12 protein-coding genes are annotated in these 16,991 nt (G+C 57.2%); 6 read left to right on the top strand and 6 right to left on the bottom strand.

What is annotated here, in order from left to right:
* Window positions 1-38: 38 nt before the first annotated feature.
* Window positions 39-632, bottom strand: coding sequence for a YhgN family NAAT transporter (locus tag NR114_RS20350; RefSeq protein ID WP_041415736.1), 594 nt, complete (start codon window positions 630-632; stop codon window positions 39-41).
* Between the two features lie 213 nt (window positions 633-845).
* Here NR114_RS20350 and asd point away from each other — a divergent pair, with 213 nt between their 5' ends.
* The 6 genes from asd (at window position 846) to glgP (ending at window position 12,185) form a co-directional block, all read left to right on the top strand.
* Window positions 846-1,949, top strand: a complete 1,104-nt coding sequence (gene asd, locus NR114_RS20345) for an aspartate-semialdehyde dehydrogenase (RefSeq protein ID WP_020837386.1) — start codon at window positions 846-848, stop codon at window positions 1,947-1,949.
* A gap of 496 nt (window positions 1,950-2,445) precedes the next feature.
* Window positions 2,446-4,632 carry a 1,4-alpha-glucan branching protein GlgB gene (glgB, locus tag NR114_RS20340; RefSeq protein WP_130016895.1) on the top strand — a complete coding sequence of 729 codons (2,187 nt, stop codon included), beginning with the start codon at window positions 2,446-2,448 and terminating at the stop codon, window positions 4,630-4,632.
* The gene (glgX, locus tag NR114_RS20335; RefSeq protein ID WP_256814479.1) at window positions 4,629-6,614 is read left to right on the top strand and encodes a glycogen debranching protein GlgX; all 1,986 of its coding nucleotides are present in this window, start codon (window positions 4,629-4,631) and stop codon (window positions 6,612-6,614) included. Before glgB ends, glgX begins: the two co-directional genes overlap by 4 nt.
* A 12-nt stretch (window positions 6,615-6,626) precedes the next feature.
* Window positions 6,627-7,904: a glucose-1-phosphate adenylyltransferase gene (gene glgC / locus NR114_RS20330; protein WP_020837383.1), complete on the top strand. Its 1,278-nt coding sequence runs from the start codon at window positions 6,627-6,629 to the stop codon at window positions 7,902-7,904.
* A gap of 127 nt (window positions 7,905-8,031) precedes the next feature.
* Complete coding sequence (glgA, locus tag NR114_RS20325; protein WP_020837382.1) at window positions 8,032-9,465, top strand: glycogen synthase GlgA; 1,434 nt, start codon at window positions 8,032-8,034, stop codon at window positions 9,463-9,465.
* 272 nt (window positions 9,466-9,737) lie between these two features.
* Window positions 9,738-12,185, top strand: coding sequence for a glycogen phosphorylase (gene glgP, locus NR114_RS20320; RefSeq protein WP_046372455.1), 2,448 nt, complete (start codon window positions 9,738-9,740; stop codon window positions 12,183-12,185).
* A gap of 44 nt (window positions 12,186-12,229) precedes the next feature.
* Here glgP and glpD read toward each other — a convergent pair whose 3' ends face one another.
* From glpD to ulaR, 5 genes are all read right to left on the bottom strand, one after another.
* Window positions 12,230-13,738, bottom strand: a complete 1,509-nt coding sequence (glpD, locus tag NR114_RS20315) for a glycerol-3-phosphate dehydrogenase (protein ID WP_046372456.1) — start codon at window positions 13,736-13,738, stop codon at window positions 12,230-12,232.
* Window positions 13,739-14,003: 265 nt separating this feature from the next.
* Window positions 14,004-14,762: a DeoR/GlpR family transcriptional regulator gene (locus NR114_RS20310; protein WP_020837378.1), complete on the bottom strand. Its 759-nt coding sequence runs from the start codon at window positions 14,760-14,762 to the stop codon at window positions 14,004-14,006.
* Between the two features lie 36 nt (window positions 14,763-14,798).
* Entirely contained in the window at window positions 14,799-15,635 is an 837-nt protein-coding gene (gene glpG, locus NR114_RS20305) for a rhomboid family intramembrane serine protease GlpG (RefSeq protein ID WP_256814480.1), read from the bottom strand.
* 168 nt (window positions 15,636-15,803) lie between these two features.
* On the bottom strand, window positions 15,804-16,130 hold the full coding sequence (gene glpE, locus NR114_RS20300; RefSeq protein WP_020837374.1) for a thiosulfate sulfurtransferase GlpE: 327 nt from the start codon (window positions 16,128-16,130) through the stop codon (window positions 15,804-15,806).
* An 84-nt stretch (window positions 16,131-16,214) separates the two neighbouring features.
* Entirely contained in the window at window positions 16,215-16,970 is a 756-nt protein-coding gene (ulaR, locus tag NR114_RS20295) for an HTH-type transcriptional regulator UlaR (RefSeq protein ID WP_256814481.1), read from the bottom strand.
* Window positions 16,971-16,991 lie beyond the last annotated feature (21 nt).

The raw sequence follows: 16,991 nt of genomic DNA, 5'->3' as shown, positions 1-16,991 counted from the left end.
CACCCTAAGCCGGCGCCGCACAGGCGCCCGTTTATTCACTACAGCTTCATGTAAGCCCGCACGCCGTCCAGGAACATCTGGGTCGACAACATCACCAGAATCAGCCCCATCAGCCTTTCCAGCGCGCTCACGCCTTTACTGCCCAGCAGGCGCAGGAACAAGTCCGACATCAGCAAAATAGCGGCAGAAATCCCCCAGGCAATCAGCAGCGCCACTACCAGATGTGAAATCTGGTTCGGATACTGGTGCGAGAGCAGCATCAGCGCCGCCAGAATCGAAGGCCCGGCGACCAGTGGGATGGCGAGCGGGACCAGGAAGGGTTCTTCCCCGGCGGAAAGCCCGCTGCTGTTGCCCTCCTGCGTAGGGAAAATCATTTTGATGGCGATCAGAAACAAAATAATCCCGCCGGAAATGGACACGGTTTCGGTTCGCAGGTTGAGGAACGCCAGAATTTTCTCGCCGGCGAACAGGAAGATCAGCATTAACAACAGGGCGATCAGCAATTCGCGGATCACCACCACCCGGCGTCGGCGCGGTTCCAGATGTTTGAGTACCGACATGAAAATCGGCAAGTTGCCTAGCGGATCCATGATTAAAAACAGCAACACCGTGACGGAAATCATCTCTGTCATCATTACCTCTGCATCTGAAAAACGTGTCGGCCATCCCGACCCACGCACTAACCCATCCCCGATGGCTTGAAAGACAACGGGGTATATAAGAAGGATTGCTGAGAATCGTTCAGCTATCGAATAAATTCACTTTGCGCCTGCGCTGACATTTTGTAAGGTGGAGAGATAGTGCACACAACTTATAGCAGTCATCCTCCAAGGCAGGACAGTCATATGAAAAACGTTGGTTTCATCGGTTGGCGCGGAATGGTCGGCTCCGTACTCATGCAACGCATGACGGAAGAGCGCGATTTCGACGCCATTCGCCCGGTCTTTTTCTCCACTTCGCAGCACGGTTCTGCGGCGCCGGCATTCGGCGGCCAGCAGGGCACGCTGCAAGATGCTTACGATGTTGATGCGCTGAGCGCGCTCGACATCATTATTACCTGCCAGGGCGGCGATTATACCAACGAAATTTACCCGAAGCTGCGTGAAACCGGTTGGCAAGGCTACTGGATTGATGCCGCTTCTTCACTGCGCATGCAGGATGACGCGATTATCATTCTGGACCCGGTCAACCGCGACGTGATTCAGCAGGGCCTGGACAAAGGCATCAAGACCTTTGTCGGCGGCAACTGCACCGTTAGCCTGATGCTGATGTCGCTGGGCGGCCTGTTCGCCAACAACCTCGTCGAGTGGGCATCCGTTGCGACCTATCAGGCCGCTTCCGGCGGCGGCGCGCGCCACATGCGTGAGCTGTTGACTCAAATGGGCATGCTGCACGCAGACGTGGCGAAAGAGCTGCAGGATCCGGCATCGGCCATTTTGGACATCGAACGTAAAGTCACTGCGGCCACCCGCAGCGGCAAACTGCCAACCGATAACTTTGGCGTGCCGCTGGCCGGCAGTCTGATCCCGTGGATCGACAAGCAGCTCGATAACGGCCAGAGCCGCGAAGAGTGGAAAGGCCAGGCGGAAACCAACAAAATCCTCAACAGCAGCAGCGTGATCCCGGTTGATGGCCTGTGCGTGCGCGTTGGCGCGTTGCGTTGCCATAGCCAGGCATTCACCCTGAAACTGAAAAAAGACGTTTCGCTGCCGGAAATCGAGCAGATGCTGGCGACCCACAATGATTGGGTGCGGGTGATCCCTAACGACCGTGAACTGACCATGCGTGAACTGACGCCGGCTGCGGTTACCGGGACGCTGAATACGCCAGTCGGCCGTCTGCGTAAGCTGAATATGGGGCCGGAATACCTGTCTGCGTTCACCGTGGGTGACCAGTTGCTGTGGGGTGCGGCTGAACCGCTGCGCCGCATGCTGCGTATCCTGCTGTAACCTGAACTGTACTTCCCGAGGGCTGAGCTCTTTCAGCCCTCAAAAGCCTTATTTTCTTCCTTTTTCTCCGTTTCGGCGCGCTATGGACTAAGTCGCTGCAAAGGGGAGAAAGCACACAAGCCATCGGCACTCCACCATGCGGGCAGCAGCGCAAAGACGCTGTCAGGCTGGCAGTTTTCTTAATGAAGCTTTTTCCTGGTAATGCGGCAATGTTTTTAACTGACATTAGCTATGCTTAAAGGGCTGGCGGATAAATTTTCGCCAGCACCAAAAATAAGCATAAAGAGCGGTATTCGGGTCGGTAGGGTGAAAATTGATCAATAACCGACTGTAATCACGCTTTAGAAACCGAATGAATTGCATGATAACCAAAACGGCTATGGATTAAGCGTTACGCCCTGTGGATCTCAAGGTACAGCCAACGCCGCTGTAACCTGAAAGGCGATGGGCTGCGTGGCCTCTTATAAATCATGCTCTTAATCTTAGGAAGAAGACTATGCCTGTACTTCCCGATCGTGACGTGATTGATCAGCTTTTCTCCGGCAACTCTGCCGATCCTTTTTCCCTGCTTGGCATGCATGCGGTCGATAACGGCCTGCAGGTGCGTGCGCTGTTGCCTGACGCCAGCGAAGTCTGGCTGCGGGATCAGCAAACCGGCCGCCGATTGGTGCAGCTGAACTGTGATGATGAGCGGGGTTTTTTCAGCGCCACGGTGCCGCGCCGTAAAACGCCGTTCCGCTATCAGTTTGATGTGCGCTGGCACGATCACCAACAGATCGTCGACGATCCCTACCGCTTCGGCACCCTGCTGCAGGATATTGACAGTTGGCTGTTGGCTGAAGGGACCCATTTGCGTCCTTATGAACGTTTGGGCGCTCATCTCGCCACGCTCGATGACGTCGAAGGCGTCAGTTTTGCCGTTTGGGCACCCAACGCCCAGCGAGTCTCGGTGGTGGGGGAATTCAACTTTTGGGACGGACGCCGCCATCCGATGCGCCTGCGTCGTGAAAATGGCATTTGGGAGCTGTTTCTGCCGGGCGTGAAGGCCGGGCAGTTGTACAAATATGAAATCATCGACTGCTACGGCAACACCCAGCTCAAGGCCGATCCTTACGCATTTGAAGCGCAGATGCGACCGGACACCGCGTCGTTGGTCACTCCGTTGCCTGAGGTGGTAGAAAACACCCCGCAACGTCAACGGGCCAATGATTTTGACCGCCCGATTTCTATCTACGAAGTGCATCTTGGCTCGTGGCGCCGCCACACCGACGATAATTTCTGGCTCAGCTACGGCGAACTGGCCGTGCAGCTGATTGATTACGTCAAGGACATGGGATTCACCCATATCGAGCTGCTGCCGATTAACGAGCACCCGTTTGACGGCAGTTGGGGTTATCAGCCTTTAGGTCTGTACGCGCCGACCCGGCGTTTCGGCACTCCGGCCGACTTTAAGGCGTTTGTGGCTGCGGCGCATCGGGCCGGCATTAACGTGATCCTCGACTGGGTGCCGGGGCATTTTCCCAGCGACGCCTATGGCCTAGCGAACTTCGACGGCACCGCGCTGTATGAATACGCCGATCCGCGCGAAGGCTTTCATCAGGACTGGAATACCCTGATCTATAACTATGGCCGCAACGAGGTGCGTAATTATCTGGCAGGTAATGCCCTTTACTGGCTGGAGCGTTATGGCATAGATGCGCTGCGCGTCGATGCGGTAGCCTCGATGATCTACCGTGATTACAGCCGCGCTGACGGCGAATGGGTGCCGAATTACTACGGCGGTAACGAGAATCTGGAGGCCATCGCCTTCCTGCGTTATACCAACCACACCGTCGGCAAGGAGCGCCCCGGCGCGGTGACGCTGGCGGAAGAATCCACCGATTACCCTGGGGTGACGCTGCCGCCGGAATCCAATGGCCTGGGGTTCCATTACAAATGGAACCTGGGGTGGATGCACGACACGCTTAACTACATGAAATGCGACCCGGTGCACCGAAAATATCATCACAATCAGATGACTTTCGGCATGTTGTACGCCTACACCGAGAACTTTGTGCTGCCGATTTCCCATGACGAAGTGGTGCATGGCAAGAAATCGGTGCTCGACCGCATGCCCGGCGATGCCTGGCAGAAGTTTGCCAACCTGCGCGCCTACTACGGCTTTATGTGGGCGCATCCGGGCAAGAAGCTGCTGTTTATGGGCTGCGAATTTGCCCAAGGGCGCGAATGGAACTTCGACAGCAGCCTCGACTGGCACCTGCTGGAAGGGTTGGACGGTTGGCACCACGGCGTGCAACGGCTGGTGCGCGATCTCAACCATTGCTATCAACAGCAGGCGCCGTTGTATGAGCGCGACTATCGCCCTGACGGCTTTGAGTGGTTGGTGGTGGACGACCACGACAACTCGGTGTTCGCCTTTGCCCGTTACGATTCGCAGGGCAATGAGCTGATTGCCGTCAGCAACTTCACTCCGGTACCGCGCCATCATTATCGCATCGGCATTTCGCGTGCCGGCGAATACCGGGAAATCCTCAATACCGACTCGCATCATTATCACGGCAGCAATACCGGCAATCAGGGCCGCGTGGTGTCTGAACAGATAGGCAACCACGGCCGCGAGTATTCGATCAGCGTGACCGTACCGCCATTGGCGACCATCTACCTGCTGCGGGAGGCGCAATGACTGAGCTGACGCCCGGCATCGCCGCGCCCCTCGGGGCGCACTATGACGGTAACGGCATCAACTTTAGCCTCTATTCCTCCCGAGCCACGGGGGTGGAACTGTGCCTGTTTGACGAGCAGCAGCAGGAGGTTCGGCTGCCACTGACGGCGCGCAGCGGTGATATCTGGCACGGCTACCTGCCGGGCGGTAAACCGGGGCAGCGTTACGGTTTCCGCGTACATGGTCCGTTTGATCCTGCGCAGGGGTTGCGTTTTAACCCCAACAAACTGCTGTTGGATCCCGCCGCGCGCGCGGTAGAGGGACCGGTTGCAGATGATCCCTATCTGCATGGCGGCTATGACCGGCCGGATCAGCATGACAGCGCCGAACTGATGCCCAAGTGCGTGGTGATTGACGAAGCTTACGATTGGCAGGATGACCGCCCGCCGGCCACGCCCTGGGGCAAAACGGTGATCTACGAAGCGCATGTGCGCGGCCTGACCTTGCAGCATCCGGAAATCCCACCGGTGTTGCGCGGTAGCTTCGCCGCGCTCGGTCACCCGGTGATGATTGCCTATTTCAAGCGGCTCGGCATCACTGCGCTGGAGTTGTTGCCGGTGCAGCAGCACAGTTCTGAACCGCGTCTGCAGCGGCTCGGACTGATTAATTACTGGGGCTATAACGTACTTGCGCCCTTTGCGCCGGATAACCGTTATTCCAGCCTGCGCACTGATACGACGCCGCTGAGCGAGTTTCGCGATGCGGTAAAAGCGCTGCATAAGGCTGGTATTGAGGTGATCCTCGACGTGGTGTTCAACCACAGCGCCGAGCTGGATACCGATGGGCCGACGTTGTCGCTGCGCGGTATCGATAACCCGGGCTATTACTGGCTCACCCCCGACGGCGACTACGTGAACGATACCGGCTGCGGTAACACGCTGCGATTGGATCAGCCACAGGGCGTGGCCTGGGTGATGGACTGTCTGCGTTTTTGGGTGGGCGAATGCCACGTTGATGGCTTCCGCTTCGATCTGGGCAGCGTACTTGGCCGTACGCCTGCGTTCGACCGCGATGCGCCGTTGTTTCAGGCGATACTGGCGGACGACCTGCTTTCTCGCTGCAAGCTGATCGCCGAGCCGTGGGATATCGGGCCTGGCGGTTACCAGGTGGGCCAATTCCCGGGGCGCTTCGCCGAGTGGAACGACCATTACCGGGACGATATCCGTCGTTTCTGGCTGCAGGACGGCATATCGTTGGGGCAGTTCGCCCAACGTTTCGCCGCTTCCAGTGATCTGTTTAACCAACGCGGGCGTGCGCCGTACGCCAGCATCAACATGCTGACCGCTCATGACGGGTTCACCCTGCAGGACTTGGTCAGTTTTAACCGCAAGCACAACCAACTGAACGGTGAAGGTAACCGTGACGGCAGTGATCGTAACTTTAGCAATAACCACGGTGTTGAAGGCCCGATTGCCGACGATGCCATTTTGCAACGCCGCAGGGCCAGCCGACGAGCGCTGCTCGCCACGTTGTTGCTGTCCCAGGGGACGCCGATGCTGCTGGCCGGCGACGAGCATGGACACAGCCAGCAGGGCAACAACAATGCCTATTGTCAGGACAACGCTATCACCTGGCTCGACTGGGCCACGGCAGATGACGCTCTCACCGATTACACCGCAGCACTGATCCGTTTACGCCAACAAATCCCTGCCTTGCAGCAAGACCGCTGGTGGCAGGAGGGTGACGGCAGCGTGCAGTGGCTGAACGCGCAGGGGCAACCCCTCGACGCGCAAGAGTGGGAGCAGGGTGAACTGCGTTTGCAGATCTGTCTGTCGCAACGCTGGCTGGTGGTCGTGAACGCCACGCAGCAGGCGGTGGAGATGACGTTGCCCGTCGGCGATTGGCAGCTTGTCGCTCCCTTTACTCAGGAAGATTCGCGGGCGGTTTTACCCGCCTGGCACCAGGCTGCGCACTCGATTTGCGTGCTGGTAAAGAAAAAATAAAAGGAGTCAGCTATGGTTAGGTTTGAAAATAAAGACCCCCTGATGTTGGCACGCCAACTGCCGATTAAGTCCGTCGCCCTGATCCTGGCCGGTGGCCGCGGTTCGCGTTTGAAAGATTTAACCTCAACCCGGGCCAAGCCGGCCGTCCACTTTGGCGGTAAATTCCGCATTATCGATTTTGCCCTGTCGAACTGTCTGAATTCGGGCATTCGCCGCATCGGCGTGATCACCCAATACCAGTCCCATACCCTGGTGCAGCATATCCAGCGCGGTTGGTCGTTCCTCAACGAAGAGATGAACGAGTTTGTCGATCTGTTGCCGGCCCAGCAACGCCTCAGTACCGAGCACTGGTACAAGGGCACGGCGGATGCGGTGTACCAGAACCTGGATATCATTCGCCGTTACGACGCCGAATATGTGGTGATCCTGGCGGGCGATCACATCTACAAGATGGATTACTCGCGCATGCTGATCGACCACGTGGAGAAGGGCGCGCAATGCACCGTTGCCTGCTTGCCGGTACCCCGTGAGGAAGCCAGCGAGTTCGGCGTGATGGAAGTGGACGAAAACGATCTGATCCTCGAATTCCTGGAAAAACCCAGCAACCCGCCGCCGATGCCAGGCAACCCGGATATGTCGCTGGCCAGCATGGGGATCTACATCTTTAACGCTGACTACCTGTTCCAGTTGCTGGAAGAGGACATGTCGACGCCGGGCTCCACCCACGATTTCGGCAAGGATCTGATCCCGAAAATCACCGCCCAGAAAGCGGCTTGGGCGCACCCGTTCACGCTGTCCTGCGTGACCTCCAACCCCGATCTGCCGCCGTACTGGCGTGATGTGGGTACGCTCGAGGCCTACTGGCGCGCCAACCTCGATCTGGCTTCGGTGACACCAGAGCTGGATATGTATGACCGTGCCTGGCCGATCCGCACTCATATGGAACCGCTGCCGCCAGCCAAATTCGTACAGGATCGTTCCGGTAGCCACGGTATGACCATGAACTCGCTGGTGTCCGGCGGTTGCATCGTCTCCGGTTCGGTGGTGGTGCATTCGGTGCTATTCCCGCGGGTGCGGGTGAACTCGTTCTGCACCATCGACTCTACCGTATTGCTGCCGGACGTTAACGTCGGCCGTTCCTGCCGTCTGCGGCGCTGCATTATCGACCGTGCCTGCCATATTCCCGAGGGCATGGTGATTGGCGAAAATGCCGACGAGGACAGCAAACGCTTTTATCGCTCGGAAGGTGGCATTGTGCTGGTTACGCGCGAAATGTTGTCAAAGTTGTGAGTTAAGGTAGTCGGCAGAACGATAGCCTGCCGCCATATAAACGGACTGATGGCTTGCACAACGCGGGGTTAACAACAGCGGCAAGCCTGCTTTTCCAGAGTAATTTTGCCGATTCTCAGGAGTGATAATGCAGGTTTTACACGTATGTTCTGAAATGTTCCCCCTGTTGAAAACCGGCGGGCTCGCAGACGTGGTTGGCGCATTACCGGCGGCTCAGATCGCCGAGGGCGGCGATGTTCGGGTGTTATTGCCCGCTTTTCCTGACGTGCGTAATGGCATACCGGACTCGGTTCTGGTGGCAGAAATCGATTCTTTCGCCGGCCGGGTCGGCTTGCGTTACGGCACCTACCACGGCGTGGGCATTTACCTGATTGATGCCCCCTGGCTGTACGAGCGACCGGGTAGCCCGTATCACGACCAATCAATGAATGCCTATTCCGACAACCACCGACGCTTTGCCCTGCTGGGCTGGATGGCCTGTGAGCTGGCCAAGGGGCTGGATCGGTACTGGCGCCCGCAGATAGTGCATGCCCATGACTGGCATGCGGGGTTGGCCTGTGCCTATCTGGCCGCCAATGGCCATCCGGCACGTTCCATCTTCACCGTGCATAACCTGGCCTATCAGGGGCTGTTCTCCGCCCATCACGTGGCAGAGCTGTGGTTACCGCCTTCGTTCTACAACGTCTATGGCCTGGAGTTTTACGGCCAGATGTCATTCCTGAAGGCGGGGTTGTACTACGCCGACCATATCACCGCCGTCAGCCCGACCTACGCGCGCGAAATCACCCGGCCGGAGTTTGGCTATGGTATGGAGGGGCTGCTGCAGGAACGCCAGCATCAGGGGCGCTTGAGCGGCATTCTTAACGGCGTAGATGACAAAATTTGGGACCCGTCCCACGATCCGCGGCTGACCGCCCGTTACGACGCTGACGATCTGAAGAACAAGGTCAAGAACAAGCTACACCTGCAAAAAGCCATGGGCCTGAAGGTGGATGAGTCGCTGCCGGTGTTTGCGGTAGTGAGCCGCCTGACCAGTCAGAAAGGGCTGGATCTGGTGCTGGAAGCCCTGCCTGCGCTGCTGGAGCAGGGCGGCCAACTGGCGCTGCTGGGGGCCGGCGATGCGGTACTGCAACAGGCGTTTCTCGCCGCTGCCGCCGACTATCCGGAGCAGGTTGGCGTACAGATTGGTTACCACGAAGCCTTCTCGCACCGCATTATTGGCGGGGCCGATGTGATCATGGTGCCGAGCCGCTTTGAACCCTGCGGGCTGACTCAACTCTATGGCTTGAAATACGGCACGCTGCCGCTGGTGCGCCGCACCGGGGGGTTGGCGGACACGGTGGTGGATTGTGCGTTGGAGAATCTGGCCGACGGCAGCGCCAGCGGATTTGTGTTTGATGATTGTGACGCCACCGCACTGGGCAACGCCATTCGGCGCGCCATGGTGCTGTGGAGCAGGCCGAAGCATTGGCGTCACGTCCAGCGCCACGCCATGAGCGTGGATTTTGGCTGGCAGGTCGCGGCAAAGGAATATTTGTCGCTTTATTCCCGTCATATTTGACGCTGCCCCTGTGTTGGCTGCACTCACTTACCCGAATCACTTACCAGTGTAAGCTCATCGGGATAAGTTTTTTTGCCGCCTTGATGCAGCGCCAATTATTTTGGGTATATCAACACCTATTGTAATGCCCTATGAATTTCACGTTGCAGCTAGGCGGCCAGCTTACTCATCCCCAGGCGCTTACTTTAGTAAGTAACTGGGTGAGCAAGTGCAGGTAACAACGCTGCGGCTTGAAAGGCGACGGGCAGCCACAAACTTGGGATCGAAAAGCTATGACTTCACCGATTAGTTACACCTCACCCACGGTCAGTGTTGAAGCGCTGAAACACTCCATCGCCTATAAGTTAATGTTTATCGTCGGCAAGGATCCGGCTATCGCCAACCAGCATGACTGGCTGAATGCCGTACTGTTTGCGGTGCGTGACCGTATGGTGGAGCGCTGGTTACGTTCTAACCGTGCGCAACTTTCGCAGGATGTGCGCCAGGTTTATTACCTGTCGATGGAGTTTCTGATTGGCCGGACGCTGTCCAACGCCTTGTTGTCGATGGGGATTTATCAGGATATCGACGACGCGTTGAATGAGATGGGCCTGAGCCTGGGCGAGCTGCTGGAGGAGGAGAACGATCCAGGGCTGGGCAACGGCGGGCTGGGGCGATTGGCCGCCTGCTTCCTGGATTCGCTGGCGACGCTGGCGCTGCCGGGTCGGGGCTACGGCATTCGTTACGAATACGGCATGTTCAAACAGAATATCGTAAACGGCCAACAGATGGAGTCACCGGACTATTGGCTGGAATACGGCAATCCGTGGGAGTTCCCGCGTCATAACACCCGCTATAAGGTGCGCTTTGGCGGACGGATCCAGCAGGAAGGCGCCAAGGCGCGCTGGGTGGAAACCGAAGAGGTAGTCGCCACCGCTTACGATCAGGTGATCCCCGGTTTTGATACCGACGCCACCAATACGCTGCGGCTGTGGAGCGCGCAGGCCAGTAATGAAATCAACCTGGGTAAATTCAATCAGGGCGATTACTTTGCGGCGGTTGAGGACAAAAACCATTCTGAAAACGTATCACGCGTGCTCTATCCCGATGACTCGACGTATTCAGGGCGTGAGCTTCGCCTGCGGCAGGAGTATTTCCTGGTGTCGGCCACGGTGCAGGATATCCTCAACCGCCATTGGACGATGCATAAAAGCTTCGACAACCTGGCAGACAAGATTGCCATTCACCTCAATGATACCCACCCGGTGTTATCTATCCCTGAGCTGATGCACCGGCTAATCGACGAACATAAGTTCAGCTGGCTGGATGCCTGGGCGGTGGTCGAGCAGGTGTTTTCTTACACCAACCACACGTTGATGAGCGAAGCGCTGGAAACCTGGCCGCTGGACATGATTGGTCGGATCCTGCCGCGTCACCTGCAGCTGATTTTCGAGATTAACGATCATTTCCTCAAACAGGTGCAGGAAGTGGCGCCGGGCGACAATGAGCTGCTGGCGCGGGTGTCTATCATTGATGAAACCAATGGTCGCCGGGTGCGTATGGCCTGGCTGGCGGTCGTGGCGAGCCACAAGGTTAACGGCGTTTCAGCGCTGCACTCCGAACTGATGGTGCAATCGCTGTTTGCCGATTTCGCCCGTATTTTCCCTGATCGCTTCTGCAATAAAACCAACGGTGTCACCCCACGCCGCTGGCTGGGGCTGGCTAACCGACCGCTGTCTGACGTGCTGGACGACAGCATCGGTCAGACCTGGCGTACCGATCTCAGCCAACTGAGCGAGATCAAGGCCAATATCGATTACCCCAGCTTCCTGAAGGCGGTGCAAAGCGCCAAACGGCAGAACAAGGAGCGACTGGCGACCTACATCGCCAAAACGTTGAATGTGGTGGTCAACCCGGACGCGCTGTTCGACGTACAGATTAAGCGTATCCACGAGTACAAACGGCAGCTGCTTAACGTACTGCACGTGATCACGCTGTATAACCGCCTGCTGCAGGATCCGGAAACCGAACGGGTGCCGCGCGTGGTGATCTTTGCCGGCAAGGCGGCTTCAGCTTATTACGCCGCCAAACAAATCATCCGCTTGATCAACGACGTCGCCAAGGTGATCAACAACGATCCGCGAGTGCATACGCAGCTGAAAGTGGTGTTCATTCCAAACTACAGCGTCAGCCTGGCGCAAATGATCATTCCGGCGGCGGATCTGTCCGAACAGATCTCGCTGGCAGGCACCGAGGCGTCCGGCACCAGTAACATGAAATTTGCGCTGAATGGCGCGCTGACTATCGGCACGCTGGATGGGGCTAACGTTGAAATGCTGGAACACGTGGGGGCGGAGAACATCTTCATCTTCGGCAACACCGCCGAGCAGGTGGAGGAGCTACGCCGCAACGGTTACAACCCGCATCTGTACTATGAGCAGGATCCGGAGCTGCATCAGGCGCTGACCCAGATTGCCACCGGCGTTTACAGCCCTGAAGAACCCAAGCGCTACAGCAACCTGTTTGATTCACTGGTAAATCTGGGCGATCACTATCAACTGCTGGCAGATTACCGCAGCTATGTGGATACGCAGGACAAGGTGGATGAGGTGTATCGCAATCAGGACGACTGGACGCGTCGGGCGGTGCTGAATATCGCCAATATGGGCTACTTCTCTTCCGACCGTACCATCCAGGAGTATGCGGACGAAATCTGGCACATCAAACCCATTAAGCTGTAATGTAAAAAAGGGCCGGATATCCGGCCCTTTTAACGTTTAGCGGTTTACGATGCCAGAGACAGCGTTTTCGCTTTCGCGTGTTCTGCCAGCCAGGCCTTGACTCGTGCCTGCTGCGTTTCATCCAGCCACATGCCCAACTTGGTGCGGCGCCAGATAGCGTCATCCAGCTCGACCACCCATTCTTTTTCGATCAGGTAGCGCAGCTCGGCTTCATGCAGGCCGTGACCGAAATCTTCGCCCAGATCGTTGAGGCTGTTGGCACCGGCCAGGATAAGCTCACTGTGGCTGCCGTAGGTGCGTGCAAAGCGACGCGCCAGTGATTCAGGCAGCCAGCTGTGCTCGCGGCGCAGTTTTGCGGCGTAGCTGTCGCGATCGCCACCGATGTCGCCGCCTGGCAGCGAACCGTTTTTGGTCCACGCCGGGCCGCAGCCAGGGTAGTAGTGCGACAGTTTTTCCATCGCATGCTCAGCCAGCTTGCGATAGGTGGTCAGTTTACCGCCGAACACCGACAGCAGCGGCGCTTTGCCCTGTTCGTCATGCACGTCCAGCGTGTAGTCGCGGGTGACCGCCTGCGGCGAGTCCGATTCGTCGTCGCACAGTGGGCGCACGCCGGAGTAAGTCCAGACGATATCGTCACGGCCCAGCTGTTTCTTGAAGTGGTCGTTATACACTTTCAGCAGGTAGTTGATTTCGTTATCGTCAATCTTCACGTCTTTCGGATCGCCGTGGTATTCCACGTCGGTGGTGCCGATGATGGAGAACTCGTCATTCCATGGGATCACGAAGACGATACGGTGGTCTTCGTTTTGCAGAATATAGGACTGCGGCTGATCGTGTACGCGCGGCACCACGATGTGGCTGCCTTTGATCAGGCGGATACCGTAAGGTGATTTCAGCTTCAGGCCGTCGTCGAAGAAGTGTTTCACCCATGGGCCAGTGGCGTTCACCAGGCCTTTGGCGCGCCAGGTAAAGGTTTTGCCGCTGTCGACGTCGACCGCTTCTACCATCCACAGGCCATTCTCACGCCATGCGCGGGTGACCTTGGTGCGGGTACGCACTTCGCCACCGCGTTTTTCCACTTCCTGGGCGTTCAACACCACCAGGCGAGCATCGTCGACCCAGCAGTCGGAATATTCGAAACCGCGCTTCAATTCTGGTTTCAGCACCGATTCTGGTCCAAAGCGCAAACCCTTGCTGCCTGGCAGGCTGGTGCGTTTGCCCAGGTGATCGTACAGGAACAGACCGATACGGATCATCCAGGCCGGACGCAGGTGCGGCTGGTGCGGCAGACGGAAACGCATTGGGAAGGCAATGTGCGGTGCCAATTTCAGCAGCACTTCACGCTCTGCCAGCGCTTCGCTGACCAAACGGAATTCGTAGTGTTCCAGGTAGCGCAGGCCACCGTGGATCAGTTTGGAACTGGCGGAAGACGTAGCACAGGCCAAGTCTTGCGCTTCCAGCAGCAGTACGGACAGGCCGCGCCCGGCAGCATCCGCCGCGATGCCGGCACCGTTGATGCCGCCACCGATAACGATCAAGTCTTTGGTTTCCACGTCAACTTCCTCCAGATGTTCGAAATAGCTCTTTCATGTTCGTTTTCGCTCATGATTGTAATCAAAAACCAACAAACAAGCCAAGACTTAACCAAACAAAAACATTTAGGCGTGATAGAGGTAACAGTTTGGTGATAGTAGGTATACAAAAAGAAGGGGTATTTCGATCAGGAATGACCGGGGCCAGCAGGCTGAACCCCGGAGAAAACGGCAGGAATAACGGAGGTAAAAGCGGTACCGCAGGGTTAAACGTGACGGAGAGGGCTTAGCACAGTTCGAGCTGTACGTCGTACTGCTCGATGATTTTCATCACGCTTGGCGGTGGCAGTTGGTCGGTAAACAGATAGTCGATCAGGTTCATGTTACCGAGGTTGACCATCGCGTTACGGCCGAATTTGGAGTGGTCGGTCACCAGCATCACGCAGCGTGAGTTTTCGATAATTGCGCGTTTGGTGCGCACTTCGTGATAGTCGAATTCGAGCAGCGAGCCGTCCATATCGATGCCGCTGATACCGAGAATGCCGTAATCGAGACGGAACTGGGAGATAAAGTCCAGCGTGGCCTCGCCCATGATGCCGCCGTCGCGGGTGCGCACTTCGCCGCCGGCCAGGATCAAACGGAAATCTTCTTTGGCGGTCAGCAGGGTGGCGACGTTCAGGTTATTGGTCACCACGCGCAGGTTCTTGTGGTTCATCAGTGCATGGGCGACCGCTTCCGGCGTGGTGCCGATGTCGATAAACAGCGTGGCACCGTCCGGGATTTGGCTGGCGACGCGTTGGGCAATACGCGCTTTCTGTTCCGACCACATCACTTTACGATCGTTATACGCGGCGTTCACCGAGCTGGAGGGCAGCGCGGCGCCACCGTGATGACGTTGGATTTTGTTCTGATCGGCCAGGTCATTCAAATCACGGCGAATCGTTTGCGGGCTGACGTCAAAATGTTCGACCAGTTCTTCCGTGCTGACATACCCCTGCAGGCGCACCAGCTCGATAATTGCGTCATGACGCTGTGTTTGCTTCACGATAATCCCCTAAAACGCCCGGCTTGTACCTGGCTGTTATTGTTCGTTGTGCGCGCGATGACGCGTGTCCCAAAATGCCATCAATAACCCTAACACTAAACCGGCTACGTGTGCCGCGTTAGCGATCGACATTCCTAAAATATCGAAATATCCGGCCACCAGCCACAGAACCGAAAACACCATCAGGCCGCGTGGCAGCATCAGACCGCGTTCCGGTGCACGTTCGCCGCTAAGCCAACAGTAACCCATCAGCGCATAGACTACGCCGGACAGGCCACCGAACAAGGCACCGCTGAACAGCGACTGCGCCCAACCGCTGAAAAAGGCCGAGACCACCGCCAGCACGAACAGCTTGCCGGCGCCGAGGCGTTTTTCCATCGGGCCGCCGAGATACCACCACCACATCAGGTTAAAGGTAATGTGCAGCAGCGAGAAATGCAGGAAAGCATGGCTGAACCAGCGCCACAGTTGCGTGTACTGCTCGCTGTTCTGCGGCCAGGACAGCCAGTACATTACCGCGTCGTCGCCCAGTATCTGCATCAGGATATAGACCACAATGCACAGCGCCATCACGCTCAGCGTCAGCGGGCCGGCCTTGCTGCGCAAGGTGTGCAGATAAGAATAACCCTGGTAGTGCAGCTCGGCGTCGGTCTTGCCGGCCTGCCAACTGGCGGCCCGGTAGCGGCTGTTGAGTGGATCGATCAGAAACTGCTGCAGCTCATGTTGTACCTGCTCCAGATGGCTGTCGTCAGCCAGCCAGATCTCTGCCGCTTCGCCGCTGTTGTGCACCCGTAGCTCGATGCCCTGTGTCGCCATATAGTCGACAAAGGCCTGCGCCAGGCGGGGGTTGGATACGGCGATTACTCTAACCATGGCTTTTCCGTCTAAGTGAATGATTTTAGCCGCCGGTTTACCCCGATGGCGTTGACGGCCGATTATACCGTCGAAATCCTGAGCGCAGGCAGCAGATCTGCGAAAAACCCGCAAAAACACTCACTAAAAGCGCGAAAAAGGAACCCGCCGCAGACGGCGGGGGGAGGATTATGCGGAGGTTTCAACGTCCTGAGGATATTGGCGTGCCCATGCCTCGAAGCCGCCATCAATGCTGTACACCGCGTCAAACCCCTGATGCAGCAGGTATTGCGCCGCGCTGCGGCTGCTGTTGCCGTGGTAGCACATCACCATCACCGGACGATCAAAGTCGTTTTGCTGCATAAAGGTCTGCAGGCTGGCGTTGGTCAGGTGAAAGGCGCCTGGTGTGTGCCCGGCTTCAAAACTCTGGGGATCGCGGATGTCGACCAGCGCGGCGCTGTCGTCTTTCCAACGGCTGTGCGCCTGCTCAACGTTGATCGCTTCAAACTGTTCCATAACTGCCAACTGCCTCGTAATAAGAATATGCCGCCATTGTAGTCAATTTCGCGGCAATTAAGACCAGATGAAAATTGTGGTTTATTACACCAGTTGTACTTCAACACCTTGCAGGCGAAGCTGCTCTACGATAGCTGGAGATGCGTCACGGCCGGTTATCACCATGTCGATTTGCTCGGTGCGACTGAACAGCATGCCTGCGCGCTGACCAATCTTGCTGCTATCGACCAGCACCACCAGTTTACCGACATAGTTCAGCATCTTTTGTTCGGCCATGGCGGTCAGCATATCGGTTTTGTACAAGCCGTCGGCGGTCAGGCCGATACCGCTGGTGAACATCCAGTGGCCGGCATACAGAGAAGCGTCGCCGTCCTGCGGTGCCAGGGTGATGGACTGAGTTTTATTGTACTGGCCACCCATGATCACTACGCTGTCGTGCTCTTGTTCGATCAAGTAGTTGGCCAACGGCAGGTAGTTGGTGATCACCTGCACGTCTTTACCGCACATCTCACGCCCCAGCAGGAAAGCGGTCGAGCCACAGTTAATCACTACGCTTTCGCCCGGCTGGCACAGTTGCGCTGCCGCTTTGGCAATACGCATTTTTTCGTCCAGATGCTGGGCCTGGTGGATATTGAGTGGCGTCCATGCTGCGCGAGGGGCACTGGTGGCTTCTGCGCCATTGCGAACCTTACGCAGTTTACCGATTTCATTCAGTTTGTTGATATCGCGGCGCGCGGTGGCGGGGGATATTTCAAATGCCGTAATCACGTCCGCTACGGAGATCTGCCCCTTATGCTGTAAGAGATCGAGAATGGCATTATGGCGTTGGGACTCAGTCATGCAGGCTCCATCAGGGAGTGG

The organism is Serratia sp. Ser99, from assembly GCF_024519545.1.
GTDB classification, from domain to species: domain Bacteria; phylum Pseudomonadota; class Gammaproteobacteria; order Enterobacterales; family Enterobacteriaceae; genus Serratia; species Serratia liquefaciens.
The sequence above is the reverse complement of the archived record's forward strand: the minus strand, read 5'-3'. Positions and strand labels throughout refer to the sequence as shown.